Annotated in this window: 14 protein-coding genes and 2 pseudogenes; 9 read left to right on the top strand and 7 right to left on the bottom strand. The window is 72.1% G+C overall.

The genetic code is table 11. From position 1 onward, the window contains the following. Window positions 1–11: 11 nt before the first annotated feature. Together J7I97_RS12010 and J7I97_RS12005 are read right to left on the bottom strand one after the other, a co-directional pair. A complete protein-coding gene (locus J7I97_RS12010) occupies window positions 12–425 on the bottom strand; it encodes an anti-sigma regulatory factor (protein ID WP_008741530.1) in 414 nt (137 codons plus the stop codon). A gap of 212 nt (window positions 426–637) precedes the next feature. Beyond that, complete coding sequence (locus J7I97_RS12005; protein WP_214933689.1) at window positions 638–898, bottom strand: UBP-type zinc finger domain-containing protein; 261 nt, start codon at window positions 896–898, stop codon at window positions 638–640. A gap of 64 nt (window positions 899–962) precedes the next feature. Here J7I97_RS12005 and J7I97_RS12000 point away from each other — a divergent pair, with 64 nt between their 5' ends. After that, window positions 963–2543, top strand: a complete 1581-nt coding sequence (locus J7I97_RS12000) for a Na+/H+ antiporter (RefSeq protein WP_214933687.1) — start codon at window positions 963–965, stop codon at window positions 2541–2543. A 105-nt stretch (window positions 2544–2648) separates the two neighbouring features. Here J7I97_RS12000 and J7I97_RS11995 read toward each other — a convergent pair whose 3' ends face one another. The 4 genes and pseudogenes from J7I97_RS11995 to J7I97_RS38385 form a co-directional block, all read right to left on the bottom strand. After that, complete coding sequence (locus tag J7I97_RS11995) at window positions 2649–3542, bottom strand: 1-aminocyclopropane-1-carboxylate deaminase/D-cysteine desulfhydrase (protein ID WP_214933685.1); 894 nt, start codon at window positions 3540–3542, stop codon at window positions 2649–2651. A 125-nt stretch (window positions 3543–3667) separates the two neighbouring features. Continuing rightward, window positions 3668–4258, bottom strand: a complete 591-nt coding sequence (locus J7I97_RS11990) for an N-acetylmuramoyl-L-alanine amidase (RefSeq protein ID WP_214933682.1) — start codon at window positions 4256–4258, stop codon at window positions 3668–3670. A 153-nt stretch (window positions 4259–4411) separates the two neighbouring features. After that, window positions 4412–4696: pseudogene (locus J7I97_RS38390) on the bottom strand (hemin transporter); the annotation flags it as partial. Window position 4697: 1 nt separating this feature from the next. Next, window positions 4698–4931 (bottom strand): annotated as a pseudogene (locus J7I97_RS38385) (Rrf2 family transcriptional regulator); the annotation flags it as partial. A 201-nt stretch (window positions 4932–5132) separates the two neighbouring features. Here J7I97_RS38385 and J7I97_RS11980 point away from each other — a divergent pair. The 5 genes from J7I97_RS11980 to J7I97_RS11960 all read left to right on the top strand — a co-directional run bounded on the left by J7I97_RS11980 (window position 5133) and on the right by J7I97_RS11960 (window position 9375). Next, complete coding sequence (locus J7I97_RS11980) at window positions 5133–6542, top strand: family 2B encapsulin nanocompartment shell protein (protein ID WP_214933681.1); 1410 nt, start codon at window positions 5133–5135, stop codon at window positions 6540–6542. A 53-nt stretch (window positions 6543–6595) separates the two neighbouring features. Next, window positions 6596–7645 (top strand): family 2 encapsulin nanocompartment cargo protein polyprenyl transferase, encoded by a 1050-nt coding sequence (locus tag J7I97_RS11975; RefSeq protein ID WP_214933679.1) that lies wholly within the window; start codon window positions 6596–6598, stop codon window positions 7643–7645. A gap of 184 nt (window positions 7646–7829) precedes the next feature. Beyond that, window positions 7830–8423 (top strand): GNAT family N-acetyltransferase, encoded by a 594-nt coding sequence (locus tag J7I97_RS11970; protein ID WP_214933677.1) that lies wholly within the window; start codon window positions 7830–7832, stop codon window positions 8421–8423. Window positions 8424–8513: 90 nt separating this feature from the next. Continuing rightward, entirely contained in the window at window positions 8514–9098 is a 585-nt protein-coding gene (locus J7I97_RS11965; protein ID WP_214933675.1) for a dihydrofolate reductase family protein, read from the top strand. A gap of 37 nt (window positions 9099–9135) precedes the next feature. Continuing rightward, window positions 9136–9375 carry a hypothetical protein gene (locus tag J7I97_RS11960; RefSeq protein WP_214933733.1) on the top strand — a complete coding sequence of 80 codons (240 nt, stop codon included), beginning with the start codon at window positions 9136–9138 and terminating at the stop codon, window positions 9373–9375. A gap of 22 nt (window positions 9376–9397) precedes the next feature. Here the strand turns inward: J7I97_RS11960 and snpA are convergent, their stop codons facing one another. Continuing rightward, window positions 9398–10069 (bottom strand): snapalysin, encoded by a 672-nt coding sequence (snpA, locus tag J7I97_RS11955; RefSeq protein ID WP_214933673.1) that lies wholly within the window; start codon window positions 10067–10069, stop codon window positions 9398–9400. Between the two features lie 207 nt (window positions 10070–10276). Between snpA and J7I97_RS11950 the strand changes: the two genes are divergently transcribed. From J7I97_RS11950 to J7I97_RS11940, 3 genes are all read left to right on the top strand, one after another. Then, window positions 10277–11209, top strand: coding sequence for a LysR family transcriptional regulator (locus J7I97_RS11950; protein ID WP_214933671.1), 933 nt, complete (start codon window positions 10277–10279; stop codon window positions 11207–11209). A gap of 186 nt (window positions 11210–11395) precedes the next feature. Further along, window positions 11396–12313: a DUF4097 family beta strand repeat-containing protein gene (locus J7I97_RS11945; protein WP_214933669.1), complete on the top strand. Its 918-nt coding sequence runs from the start codon at window positions 11396–11398 to the stop codon at window positions 12311–12313. 1 nt (window position 12314) lies between these two features. Beyond that, entirely contained in the window at window positions 12315–13214 is a 900-nt protein-coding gene (locus tag J7I97_RS11940) for a helix-turn-helix transcriptional regulator (protein ID WP_214933667.1), read from the top strand. Window positions 13215–13332 lie beyond the last annotated feature (118 nt).

Below are 13332 nucleotides of genomic sequence, written 5' to 3'. Positions count from 1 at the left end.
CTCCCCGCCGCTCACGCCGGGCCTGGTCCCGCGCCGCGCTGTTTGTAGAGGCTGATGCTCACTGTCCGGTTCTCCTCGACCGTGGCCTCGACCTTGCCGGCCAGCGCCGACAGGACCGTCCACGCGAACGTATCGCGCTCCGGCGCCCGGCCGTCGGTGGTCGGCGCGGAGACGGTGACCTCCAGCGAATCGTCCACCAGCCGGAAGACGCAGCTGAGGACGGAGCCCGGCACGGCCTGCTGAAGCAGGATCGCGCAGGCCTCGTCCACCGCGATGCGGAGGTCCTCGATCTCGTCGAGGGTGAAGTCCAAACGTGCCGCGAGGCCGGCCGTGGCCGTTCGCAGCACAGACAGGTAGGCACCCGCAGCCGGCAGCCGGACTTCCACGAAGTCCTGGGTCCCGGGCTCGCCTGCGATCTGGGACACCCTCACCTCCAAGGTGGTACGAGCTCTGTTCGCCGGTGACGCTATCGCGATCCGGGCGATCGTGTCGCGGCACCCCTCATGACACCCGCTGGGAGCACCCAGGCCGGCCGTGCCTACCCAGTGACTGATGGTAAGCCCATGGGTACGCACAGTGGCTAGGGGTCTGCGGGGCCCAAATCAGGGGAGCCGGCGGAGGGTTGACCTACCCCGCCTCAGACGATCGAACCGTCGACAAAACACCACCGCCAGGTCTCGCCCGGCTCGAAGCTCCGCATCACCGGGTGGCCGGTCTCGTGGTAGTGCGCCGTGGCGTGGCGATGAGGGGAGGAATCGCAGCAAGCCACGTACCCGCACCACAGGCAGAGCCGCAACTGCACGGGATGGCTGCCGGCCACCAGACATTCCGGGCAGGTGTCCGCATGCGGGACAGGCTCGGGGCGCGGCAGTTCGGGAACATGCGTGCACTCGCTCATGATGGCCAGCGTACTGAGGTGCTGGCGCGCGATGACGACTGAACCCAAGCGAAGGTGATCGCCAATGGAGGTATTGCCGCTGGTGGCCTTGGTCGCCGGCAGCGCGGCCGTCGCGGGGCTGGCCCGCCGGACGCCGGTGCCCGCGCCACTGCTGCTCGTCGCGGCGGGGCTGATCGCCGCGTACATCCCCGGCGTGCCCTCGTACGCCCTCGATCCGCACATCGTGCTGCCGCTGCTGCTCCCGCCGCTGCTGCACACGGCCGCCGTCGACAGCTCGTACCTGGACCTGCGGGCGAACATCCGGCCGGTGGCGCTGCTGTCGGTCGGGTACGTGCTGTTCGCGACGCTCGCCGTCGGGTACGCGGCGTACCTGGTGGTGCCGGGGCTGTCGCTGCCGGTGGCGCTGGTGCTGGGCGCGGTGATCGCGCCGCCCGACGCGGTCGCCGCCACCGCGATCGCCCGCAAGCTCGGGCTGCCGAACCGGATCACGACGATCCTTCAGGGCGAGTCGCTGGTGAACGACGCCACCGCGATCACCGCGTACAAGGTGACGCTGGCGGCGGCGGTCGGGGTGAGCGCCGGCTGGGCGGGCGGGATCGCGGAGTTCCTGCTGGCGTCGGTGGGCGGTGTCGGCGTCGGGCTGGTGCTGATGGTGCCGATCCACCACATGCGCAAGCGGCTGCGGGAGCCCCTGCTGCAGAACACCCTGTCGCTCCTGATCCCGTTCGTGGCGTACGCGGCGGCCGAGCGGGTGCACGCGTCGGGCGTGCTGGCGGTGGTCGTGGTGGCGCTGTACCTGGGGCACCGGAACTGGCAGGTCGACTTCGCGACGCGGCTCCAGGAGGAGGCCGTGTGGAAGATGGTCGCCTTCATCCTGGAGTCGGTGGTCTTCGCGCTGATCGGGCTCCAGCTGCCGGTCGTGCTGAAAGGGCTGGGGGAGTACGAGGGGCTGCACGCTGCGTGGTACGCGCTGGCGGTGTTCCTGACGGTGGTCGTGGCCCGGTTCCTGTGGGTGTTCCCGGCGACCTTCCTGCCCCGGGTGCTGTCCGAGCGGATCCGGGCGCGGGAGCCGGACACCAACTGGAAGGCGCCGGTGATCGTGGGCTGGGCGGGGATGCGGGGGGTGGTGTCGCTGGCGATCGCCTTCTCCGTGCCGATGAGCGTGCCGCACCGGAACCTGCTCCTCTTCCTGACGTTCACGACGGTGATCGGGACACTGGTGGTGCAGGGGCTCACCCTGCCGCCGCTGATCCGCCTTCTGCGGCTGCCGCCGAGGGATGCGCACGCCGAGACGCTGGCGGAGGCGCAGGCGCAGAGCGAGGCCTCGCGGGCGGCGGAGCAGCGGCTGACGGAACTGCTGGAGCTGCCGGAGAACGCGTTGCCGCCTCCGCTGGCGGACCGGCTGCGGACAGTGCTGGAGCGGCGGCGCAACGCGGTGTGGGAGCGGCTGGGCGAGGTCAACCCGGTGACGGGGGAATCGGCGGACGACATCTACCGGCGGCTGGCGGGGGAGATGATCGAGGCCGAGCGGGAGGTGTTCGTCTCGCTGCGGGACCGGCGACGCATCGACGACGAGATGCTGCGGGCCCTGCTGCACCGCCTGGACCTGGAGGAGGCGGCGGCCTACCGCGAGGAGTCGGCCTGACCGGCCTGACCGGCCTGACCGGCCTGACCGGCCTGACCGGCCTGGACCGCTCCCCCCGGGCGGGGGAGCGGGACGGGCCCGGGGGCGGACCTGCCGGGGTACCGCCTAAGGGCGGCCCGTGATGACGGCGGCGAGGGTCGAGCCGGGTGGGAAGGCGCCGGATTCCGTGAGGGCAGTGAGGGCCCAGAGGAGCTTCGCCACGTAGATCCGCTCGATCGGGAGGCCGTGCCGGGCCTCGAAGTCCGCTGCGAAGGATTCCAGTGGGGCCGGGACGCGGGCGTAGCCGCCGTGGTGGAAGCCCTCGGCCAGGGTCCAGGCGCCGGCCGGGCCGCCGAAGGCCGCCTGCTGGAGGGAACGTATCTCCGCCGCCAGGAAGCCGCCCGCCAGCACGGGTACGCCCACGGCGCGCTGCTCGGGGGCGAGGCCGGCCGCCAGGCCCGCCAAGGTGCCGCCGGTGCCGCAGGCCACCGCGACCACGTCGGCCATGCCGCGCAGCTCGCGGCCCAGCTCCAGGCAGCCGCGCAGCGCGAGCGCGTTGCTTCCGCCTTCGGGGACCACGTACGCCCCTTCCCCGCCGGCCGCCGCCAGCAGGTGGGCCAGCGCCTCCGGTTCGGCCTTGCGGCGGTACTCCGACCGGGAGACGAAGTGCAGGCGCATGCCGTCCGCCACGCACCGGGCCAGGGACTCGTTCAGCGGCCGCCCCGCGAGTTCGTCCCCCCGGACCACGCCCACCGTCGGCAGCCCCAGCAGCCGCCCGGCAGCCGCCGTGGCCCGCAGGTGGTTCGAGTACGCCCCGCCGAAGGTCAGCAGGGCCGGGAAGCCGCCCTCGACCGCGGCCCGGAGGTTCGGCGCGAGCTTGCGCCACTTGTTCCCGGGCAGCTCCGGGTGCACGAGGTCGTCCCGCTTGAGGAGCAGCCGTACCCCGTGCGCGGCGAAGCGCTCGTCGGCCGCCTCGACCAGCGGGGACGGCGGGCGTGGGCGCAGCTCGGGGTGGGTCACCCGCCCATTGTCAGCCGGATGCCTTGATCGCGTCACACCCCGGCGCGGGGCGGGCCGCGTCGAGGTGGGTCAGGGCTGAGGTGGGTCAGGGGTGGGTCGGGGCGGGGATTCGTGTCAGACGGCGGTCACTTCAGGCGGGCCCCGACGCGCTCCCGCATCGACGCCATCGTGAATCCCTTGGGGTCGATCTTGCCGGGCTGCCATTCGAGGTGGCCGATCACCGAGCGCTCGGTCCAGCCGTGGACCCGGCAGACGGCCGCCGCCGCCCGGGCCATGGCGTCCAGCTGGACCGCCGGCCACAGGTCCTCGCCGTCGCCGAGGTTCTCGCACTCGAAGCCGTAGAAGTGGCGGTTGCCGTCGGTGTTCGCGTGGTGGTCCGGCGGGAGCCGCTTCTCGGCGATCACCGCGGCCAGGACGTCGGAGTCGCCCGCCCCGGCGTGGTTGGCCCGGCCGTAGCCGACCAGGTGGACGCGACCGTCCTTGGTGATCACGCCGTGGCAGAGCGGGCCGGGGAGGGCGCTGTCGCCGTCGCGGCAGAGCTCGACGGTGAACGCGGTGCCGTTGGAGACGGTGTGGTGGATCATCACCCCGTTCACCGGGCCCCAGGGGCCCTTGTGGTTGCGGTTGTGCGTACGCCAGGCGCCGACCTCCACGACGGTCAGACCCTCGTCCCGCAATGCCTTGATGAACCGGTCCGCGGACATGGGTGCGGACATGGCCGCCTCCTTTGCGGTTGCGTGGCGGTCACCTTTCGTGCTCGCCTCGTTACAGACCGGTGTAATGGAGGCAATCCTTCCGAGGCTAGTGCTCTCGTACAGCGAGCGAGCTGATCCGGACACTCGTCCCGACCAGCCCGCCCGCCACAGGAGTTACGCCGAGGCCGGCCACAGGTCCGGGCCGAACGCCTCGTAGTGGATGCCGGCGGCCGGGACGTCCTTGGCGAGCAGCTGCTCGCGCACGGTCCGCATGAAGGGGAGCGGCCCGCAGAGGCAGGCCTGGGTCCCGGCGGCGACCGGGACGTCCGACAGGCCGATCCGGCCCGCGCTGCCGCCCGACTCTGCGTCCTCGTGGCCTGTTTCGTACCAGAACCGGACCGAGGTGCTCGCCAGCTTGTGCGTCAGCGCCCGGTGGTCGGCCCGCAGCGCGTGCTCGGCGCTCGCGCACCACCCCGCCCGCCGAGGCCGCCCGCCCCGCGGAAGTGAGGGAGAGCCGGCCGCGCCGCGCCTCGACCAGGCCGAGGTGCTGGAGCCTGGCGACCACCTTGGCCGCGTGCGTGTACGGCACCTCCATGGCCGCCGCCACCTCGCGGGTGGTGGGGAGGTCGAGGTCCGTCTCCGCGACGGCCAGGCGCATCAGCACGCGGAGCGCCAGGTCGGTGAATCGGGTCAGCCTCGTGGCTTCACGGTACGTGCATGGCCCCCGTACGGCTGAAACCGGTGGGGCTCGGGGGGTCTCGAGTGAAGGAGTTGAACTCCAGAGGGTGCCCAGCACCACGCGGAGTAGTCCCACCCTTTTGTGTAATGGTCCCACTGCGTTGCGTAGTGAAAGGCTGCATCCCGCAGATCCATGGAGTGATCGAAAGGGAAATACATGTCCGTCCAGGCAGGTTCCGAGTCCCCGGCCCAGCCTCTGCCGCAGCGCAGTCTCGCCACCTCGGCCGCACGGAACTTGGCCACCACGACCAAGTCCGCGCCGCAGATGCAGGAAATCACCTCGCGGTGGCTGCTGAAGATGCTCCCGTGGGTGTCGGTTCAGGGCGGCACGTACCGGGTGAACCGGCGCCTGAGCTACTCGGTCGGCGACGGCCGGGTGGAGTTCATCAAGACCGGGACCCAGGTCCAGGTGATCCCCGCCGAGCTCGGTGAACTCCCGCTGCTGCGCGCGTACGAGGACCTCGACGTCCTCACCGAACTCGCCGCGCGGTGCCAGCAGATCGACTTCGCGGCCGGACAGGAGCTGACCTCCTTCGGCAGCCCCTCCGACAAGGTATTCCTACTCGCTCACGGTCGCATCGACCAGGTCGGCCCCGGCCCCTACGGCGAGGACGCGATCCTCCAGACCGTCGCCGACGGCGCCTACTTCGGCGAGGACTCCCTCGTCGACGACGAGGCGATCTGGGAGTACACCGCCCGCGCCGCCACCTCCGGCACCGCCCTCGTCCTGTCCCGGCAGGACTTCCAGCTCCTCGCCGACCGGGTCGACTCGCTGCGCGCCCACGTGGACTCCGTACGGTCCCTGCCCGCCCAGCGCACGAACAAGTACGGCGAGGCCGCCATCGACCTCTCCGCCGGCCACCAGGGCGAGGCCGTCCTCCCGGGCACCTTCGTGGACTACGAGGCCCGTCCGCGCGAGTACGAACTCTCCATCGCGCAAACGGTTCTGCGGGTCCACACGCGCGTCGCGGACCTGTACAACCAGCCGATGAACCAGACCGAGCAGCAGTTGCGGCTCACGGTCGAGGCGCTGCGCGAGCGCCAGGAGCACGAGATGCTCAACAACCGTGACTTCGGCCTGCTCCACAACGCCGACTACGACCAGCGCATCCAGCCGCACGACGGCGTGCCCAGCCCCGACGACATGGACCAGCTGCTGAGCATGCGGCGCGGCTCCAAGATGTTCCTCGCCCACCCCAAGGCCATCGCCGCCTTCGGCCGGGAATGCAACAAGCGCGGCCTGTACCCGGAGTCGATCGAGATCGGGGGCCACCGGCTGCCGTCCTGGCGCGGGGTGCCGATCTTCCCGTCCAGCAAGATCCCGATCAGCGACGCCCGTACGACGTCCATCCTCTGCATGCGCAACGGCGAGGAGGAGTCGGGCGTGATCGGCCTGCACCAGCCCGGGATCCCCGACGAGATCGAGCCGAGCATGTCGGTCCGCTTCATGGGCATCAGCGAGCAGGCGATCATCTCGTACCTGGTCACCGCGTACTTCTCCGCGGCGGTGCTGGTGCCGGACGCGCTCGGCGTACTGGAGAACGTCGAGATCGGCCGCTGGCGCTGAGCCGCCGGCCGGCCGAAGGGCATCGGGGACTCACGGGATGCGCGGGGCGCGCCATGGCGACCACTGAGGCGATCACGACCGGCGAGGGCCAGGAGGCCGCGGCCCTGCTGGAACGGACAAGAGAAACGGTCAACCCGGAACTGCGCCGGACGGTCGAGAGCCTGCCCGGCGCGATGCGGCGCGTGGCGATGTACCACTTCGGCTGGCAGAACGCGGACGGCAGCCCGGCCCCGGGCAACGCGGGCAAGGCCATCCGGCCCGCCCTCGTGCTCGCCGCGGCCCAGGCCCTGCAAGGGCCGGCGGCCGAGGCCGCGGACGCGGTCCGGCCCGCGGCGGCCGTGGAGCTGGCGCACAACTTCACGCTGCTGCACGACGATGTCATCGACAAGGACGTCCGGCGCCGCGGGCGGGCCACGGCCTGGACCGTGTTCGGGATACCGGACGCGATCATCACCGGGGACGCCATGATGGCGCTCGCCCTGCGGCTGCTGGCGGAGGACGCGCATCCGGCCTCGGCGGCGGCCTCCTCCCGGCTCGCGGCCTGTGTCATCGAGCTGTGTGCCGGCCAGCAGGCGGAATGCGCCTTCGAGCAGCGTCCGCGCGTCGCCCTCGACGAGTGCCTGACGATGGCCACGGCCAAGACCGGCGCCCTGCTCGGCTGCGCGTGCGCACTCGGCGCGCTGTACGCGGGCGCCGGGCCCGACGAGGTCGACGCGATGGACGCCTTCGGGCGGGAGGCCGGGCTCGCCTTCCAGCTGATCGACGACCTGATCGGCATCTGGGGCGATCCGGGACACACCGGCAAGCCCGCCGGGGCGGATCTGATCGCCCGCAAGAAGTCCCTCCCGGTCGTGGCCGCCCTCACCTCGGGCACCCGGGCGGGGGAGGAGCTGGAGACCCTGTACGCGGGTCCCATGACCGGGGACGACGTGCGCAGGGCCGCCGACGCGGTGGACCGGGCCGGCGCCCGCGACTGGGCGCAGGCCCATGCGGCGGACCGGATGGGCCGGGCGGTGCAGCAGCTGTCGCGGGCCGTTCCGGACCTCGGGGCGGCGGGCGGACTGCTGGCCCTGGCGGAGTTCGTCACGCGCCGGACCCGGTGACGCGACCCGGTGACGCGACGCGGTGACGTGACGGGTTGAGTGACGCGGTGACTTCATAGCGCTCGAACGGCGGGACGCAAGCCCTGTTCCGGCATCTCATGGTGCCGGAACGGGGCTTTCCGCCTTCCTGGGCCAACTCTAGGATCACCCAAGGTCGTTGACGCGTGAGCGAAGGGTGTGACCCGTGGTGCTGGAGATACGTCAGGCGGATCAGTCGGACCGGGACGCGGTGGCGCGGCTGCTGGACCGGGCGTTCCGCGACGACCCGGTGAGCGGCTGGGTCTTCCCGGACACCGCGCACCGGGCGGCGGTGCACGGGAAGTTTCTCGGCGTCTTCGTGGACGTGGCGCTGGCCGAGGGCCGGATCGACTACGCGGTGGACGGCTCGGCGGCCGCCCTGTGGCTGCGGATCCCGGCGGGCGAGCCGGAGGGCGAGGATGAGATCCCGGCGAGGATGCGCGCCGTGGCCGACCCCGACAACGAGCGGTGCGAGCTGGTCGGGCGGCTCACGGGCGAGGTGCACCCGGCCTCGGAGGGGCACGAGTACCTGCTGATGATCGCGGTCGAGCCGGGCCGGCAGGGGGAGGGCCTGGGCACGGAGCTGATGCGGCCGGTGCTGGAGCGCTGCGACCGCGAGGGCGTGCCGGCGTACCTGGAGGCGAGCAGCGAGCGCAGCAAGGGGCTGTACGAGCGCCTCGGCTGGGAGTTCACGGGCACGGCGGTGCGGCTGCCGGACGGGCCGCTGATGTGGCCGATGTGGCGCAAGCCGCGGGGGTAGCCGGAGCGGGGGCTTGTGTAACCACTACGGGTGAAGTACTTTGCATGGCGTGCCCCGGTGCGGCGGCACTGCCGAACGGAAGAGACTCGCTTGCGCAAGCTCACGTACTTCATCGCGACGACGGTCGACGGGTTCATCGGAGCCCCGGACGGCGACGCGGACTTCATCTATGCGTACCTCGACCTGGAGTTCATCGACCACCTGAAAGCCGAGTACCCGGAGACGGTCTCCGCCCAGGGGCGTACGCAGCTCGGGATCGAGGACGCCGCGCCGAAGCGGTTCGACACGGTGCTCATGGGGCGGGCCACCTACGAGCCCGGCCTCAAGGCGGGCATGACCAGCCCCTACGGCCACATGCGCGAGCAGTACGTCGTCTCGCGCTCCCTCACGGTCTCCCCCGACCCGCAGGTGCGGCTGATCAGCGGGGACGTCGCGGCCAGGGTCCGCGAGCTCAAGGCGCAGGACGGGCTGGACATCTGGCTGTGCGGCGGCGCGGACCTGGCGGCCCAGCTCGTCGACGAGATCGACGAGTACATCGTCAAGACGTACCCGGTCGTCGTGGGGACCGGCATGCCGATGTCCCGGGCCGGTTTCGGGATGCGCCCGCTGGAACTCACCGGCTGTGTGGCCCTCGGCGGAGGCCAGGTCATCACCACGTACGCCGTCAAGCGCTGATCCCGCCGGATGGGGGAAACCGGCCTACCGTGTAGGTATGGCAGGTGAGCAGCAGCACGAGCACAAGCACAAGCACGAGCGCGACCGCGACGACGAGCACGAGCACATGACGGTGGCCCCGCAGGCCGGGCGCGAGCAGCAGGTGTGCCCGGCCTGTGGGCGTCCCGTCGAGACGGTGGTCCGGCGGCGCAAATCGCTGGGGATCTACATTCCGGAGTGGGTGCCGGGTCCCTGCCGGAACCCGGACTGCCCGCGGTACGTTCTCGCTGAAGGTTAGCCGGGGTCAGCCTTGGCCGGGGTCAGCCCTTCGTGCCCAGGCCGGAGGCGACGAGGCCGTTGGCCCACAGCTGGTTCACGCGCGCCCGCTCGGTGGAGTTCGGGTAGGCGTTCTGGCACGAGGTGCCCGGGCCGCCGCCCGACATCAGCTCGCTGCAGGGGCCCGAGTAGTGGTCCGGCAGACCCAGCACGTGGCCCGTCTCGTGCGCGGTCACCCGGGTGGAGTTGTACTGCTGGTTCTGCTGGTAGTCGAGGAAGATGTAGCCCCGGCCGTGGCCGTCCGTGCTGGCGTACGAGCCGCGCGAGTCGTTGCCCTCGTAGTACGAGAAGTTCCCGCCGGAGGACACCTCCTGGAGCTTTACGTTGGACACCGAGCTGTTCCAGATCTGCGTGGAGCGGGATATCTGGGTGCGGAAGCTCGGCGCGTTGCGGGTGTTGTAGGTGACGGTCACGGCCAGGACGCCCGGGTTCGCCGCGCGCTGCTCGGCCACCGAGCGCTGCACCGCCTCGAAGAAGGCGCGGTTGGCGGCCTCGTTCTCCTGGGAGCGCTCGTACGAGGCGTAACTCGAGGCGTTGCCGGCGGCCGGGGCGGAGGCGGCTGCGGCGGTGGGGGCGACCGTACCGAGGGCGGCGGCGAGGCCGAGGCCAACGGTGGTGGCCAGTAAGGCTTTTCTTAAACTGCGGGAGTGGCGCATGTGGGGGCTCCTGCTCATCCGGTGTGGGGGGTGGATGGTGCCGGTACCGGAGTCTGCGGGAGCGGGAGGGGCCGGCGGATGATGCCAGTCACCGATAGCGCGGGGTTATCGGGGAGTTTTCGGCGGGCCGACTGCCGTGAGAATGGCGGGATTCGGTGGGTTGTCAGTGGCTGGTGCGGTCAGCCGGGCCCGGCCTACCCTCGGGACATGGAGCTTGAGGTCAGGCACCTGCGCGCACTGTGCGCCATCGCCGACGCCGGCAGCCTGCACAAGGCGGCGCGGCAGCTCGGCGTGAGCCAGCCCTCGCTGACCACCCAGCTGCGCCGGATCGAACGCGCCCTGGACGGCGAACTGTTCCTCCGCGAGCGGACGGGTTGCCGGCCGACCCCCTTCGGGCGCACCGTACTCGGCCGGGCGCGCCCGCTGCTCGCGGAGATGGCCGCGCTGGTGGCCGAGGCCCGGGCGGTGGCGCGCGGGCCCCGGCTGCGGATCGGCTCCACGGCGAGCCGCGCCCTGCCGGGGTGGCTGCGGCGGCTGCACCGGCGGCTGCCGGACACCGAGACCTCGCTGGTGGTGGACGTCTCGGCCAACGCCCTGCTCCGGATGGTGGCTTCGGGGCAGCTGGACGTGGCCTTCGTACACGAGGTGGAGGGCAGCCCGCTGCGGGTGCCGGCCGGACTGGAACTCCATGTGCTGATGGAGCGGGAGCCGCAGTTCGTGTCCATGTCCCGGGACCATCCGGCGGCGCGGCGGCCAGTGGTGGAGCTGCGGGACCTGGCCGCCGACCGGTGGACCGTGGACCCCTCGGTGGACGGGGAATGGGACGGCCTGCGGCGGGTCTTCGCCGGAGCGGGGCTGAACCCTCCGGTCCTGCACGCCGATTACCACACCGCGACCTCGCTGATCGTCTCCGGCGAGGCGGTCGCGCCGTGCCAGCCGACCTCCGGGCCCCGGGACGACATGGCGATCCGGCCGCTGTCGGGGGACCCGCTGGCCGTACGGCTGCTGCTGGCGACCCGGCCGGGGGCGCATGCGGAGGTCTACGAGGACTTGCGCGCGGCCTATCGCGAGGCCGCCCTGCGCACCCCGCCGTACCGGGCCTGGCTCCACCACCACGCCAGCCCGCTGCTGGCGGCGTAAGCGTCTGCTCGTCTGCTCGTCTGCGCGGCTACTCGTCTGCTCCGGTACTCGTCGTCGCCTCGCCGCGGGCGGTTTCGCGACCCGCGGACCACACGCTTGACTTCCCTCAACCGCGATATATCGTGTTCTCAGAAGACGCGATATGTTGCGTGCCGAGCAGGCGTACGTCCGAGGAGGATCAGCACCATGGCAGAGCAGACGACGTGGTCGGTTGCCGAACCCCAGAAGCTCACCTTCGAAGAGCCGGTGACCGAGCTCCGCGTCCGCGTGGTCGGCGGCACCGTCAATGTCGTCGCCGCCGACGAGGGCCCGGCCCGCCTCGAGGTGGCCGAGGTGGACGGGCCGCCCCTGCATGTGGTGCAGGAGGGCGGCGTCCTCACCATCTCCTACGAGGACCTGCCCTGGAACGGTTCCCAGGGCTTCAAGAAGTGGTTCGAGGACAAGCCCTGGAAGGCCTGGTCCTCCTCCGCGTCCGGCCGCAAGGCCTGGGAGCGCAGGGCCACCGTCACCCTCACCGTCCCCGCCTCCACCCACGTGCAGCTGGCCGCCGTCACCGCCACCGCCTTCGTCTCCGGCGTCAGCGGCGGCACCGAGGTCAACGGGGTCTCCGGCGACGCCACGCTGGTCGGCCTGTCCGGCAAGGTCAAGGCCCACACCGTCTCCGGGAGCGTCGAGGCCCAGTCCCTGACCGGCGAGCTCGGCTTCCGCTCCGTCTCCGGCGGCCTGACCGTGGTCGACGGCGCGGGCGGGATCGTACGGGCCGACTCGGTCAGCGGCGACATGCTCATCGACCTGGCGCTCGACCCCGCCGTGCCGCGTCCCGTGGAGATCCAGCTGAACTCCGTCTCCGGCCAGGTCGCGATCCGCCTCCCGCACCCGGCGGACGCCCGGGTGGAGGCCAACACTGCCACCGGCGGCGTCTCCAACGCCTTCGAGGACCTGCGGGTCTCCGGCCAGCTCGGCGCCAAGCGGATCACCGGCACCCTGGGCGCCGGCACCGGCACCCTGCGGGCCACCACCGTCTCCGGCGCGATCGCCCTGCTGCGCCGCCCGGCCGCCGACACCCCGGCGACCCCCATCGCGCTCGACAAGAAGGTGCTTTGACATGCCGCCCGTCTTCGCCCACGGCCGCCTCCGCCTCTACCTCCTCAAGCTGCTGGACGAGGCCCCGCGCCACGGGTACGAGGTGATCCGCCTGCTGGAGGAGCGCTTCCAGGGGCTGTACGCGCCCTCCGCGGGCACCGTGTACCCGCGCCTCGCCAAGCTGGAGACCGAGGGCCTGGTCACGCACGCCACCGAAGGCGGGCGCAAGGTGTACTCCATCACCGAGGCGGGACGCGCCGAACTGGCCGACCGCGGCGGTGAACTGGCCGACCTGGAGATGGAGATCCGCGACTCGGTCTCCGAACTGGCCGCCGAGATCCGCGCCGACGTGCGCGGCGCGGCGGGAGACCTGCGGCGCGAGATGCGGGCCGCGGCCTCCGCCTCGGCGACCCCGGTCGAGGACGACTCCTGGAAGGCGGCCAAGGAGGAGCTGCGCAAGGCGAAGCAGGAATGGAAGGAGCAGGCGCGGCGAGCGAAGGATGAGAGCCGCCGGGCCCGCGAGGAGGCTCAGCAGGCCCGCCACCAGGCCAAGGAGGCGCAGGACCGGGCCCGCGAGGAGGTCCAGCGCATCGCGAGCCAGCTCCACGAGCAGTTCGCCAAGTCGGGCGGCGTCCTGGGCAGCCTGGCCGGAGCCTGGCTGGGCGGCAGCGCCAACGGGAGCAACGGCGCCGCCGCCGGCGATACGTCGCCCACCGCGCCCGCCGCCTACGGCTGGGCCGATGACCTGACCCCCACCGACGACCCGGCCCGCGACCTGGACCGCCTGCTGGACCGCTTCCGCGACGACATCCGCGACGCGGCCCGCGACCACGGCGTCACCCCGGCCCAACTGGCCGAAGCCCGCGCCCACCTGTCCGCCGCCGCGGGCCGCCTCACCGCGGCGCTGCTCTCGGCCGACTAGGCGGCGCGGTCCGGCCAGTCCGGCCGGTCCGGGGCCTGGGGGAGTCCGGGCGAAGGGGCGCAGGCTAGTGCCGTGGCCGGAAAGGTTCACCGGGTCGCGACGCCCGGCACGGCACCTC

It is taken from the genome of Streptomyces sp. ISL-87 (assembly GCF_018614095.1).
Taxonomy (GTDB): Bacteria; Actinomycetota; Actinomycetes; order Streptomycetales; family Streptomycetaceae; genus Streptomyces.
The sequence above is the reverse complement of the archived record's forward strand: the minus strand, read 5'-3'. Positions and strand labels throughout refer to the sequence as shown.

Bases quoted from the DNA above. Each gene is read 5' to 3' on its own strand.
- J7I97_RS12005 (WP_214933689.1), bottom strand. From the start codon at position 898: ATGAGCGAGTGCACGCATGTTCCCGAACTGCCGCGCCCCGAGCCTGTC.
- J7I97_RS12000 (WP_214933687.1), top strand. From the start codon at position 963: ATGGAGGTATTGCCGCTGGTGGCCTTGGTCGCCGGCAGCGCGGCCGTC.
- J7I97_RS11990 (WP_214933682.1), bottom strand. From the start codon at position 4,258: ATGTCCGCACCCATGTCCGCGGACCGGTTCATCAAGGCATTGCGGGAC.
- J7I97_RS11980 (WP_214933681.1), top strand. From the start codon at position 5,133: ATGTCCGTCCAGGCAGGTTCCGAGTCCCCGGCCCAGCCTCTGCCGCAG.
- J7I97_RS11975 (WP_214933679.1), top strand. From the start codon at position 6,596: ATGGCGACCACTGAGGCGATCACGACCGGCGAGGGCCAGGAGGCCGCG.
- J7I97_RS11960 (WP_214933733.1), top strand. From the start codon at position 9,136: ATGGCAGGTGAGCAGCAGCACGAGCACAAGCACAAGCACGAGCGCGAC.
- snpA (WP_214933673.1), bottom strand. From the start codon at position 10,069: ATGCGCCACTCCCGCAGTTTAAGAAAAGCCTTACTGGCCACCACCGTT.
- J7I97_RS11950 (WP_214933671.1), top strand. From the start codon at position 10,277: ATGGAGCTTGAGGTCAGGCACCTGCGCGCACTGTGCGCCATCGCCGAC.
- J7I97_RS11945 (WP_214933669.1), top strand. From the start codon at position 11,396: ATGGCAGAGCAGACGACGTGGTCGGTTGCCGAACCCCAGAAGCTCACC.
- J7I97_RS11940 (WP_214933667.1), top strand. From the start codon at position 12,315: ATGCCGCCCGTCTTCGCCCACGGCCGCCTCCGCCTCTACCTCCTCAAG.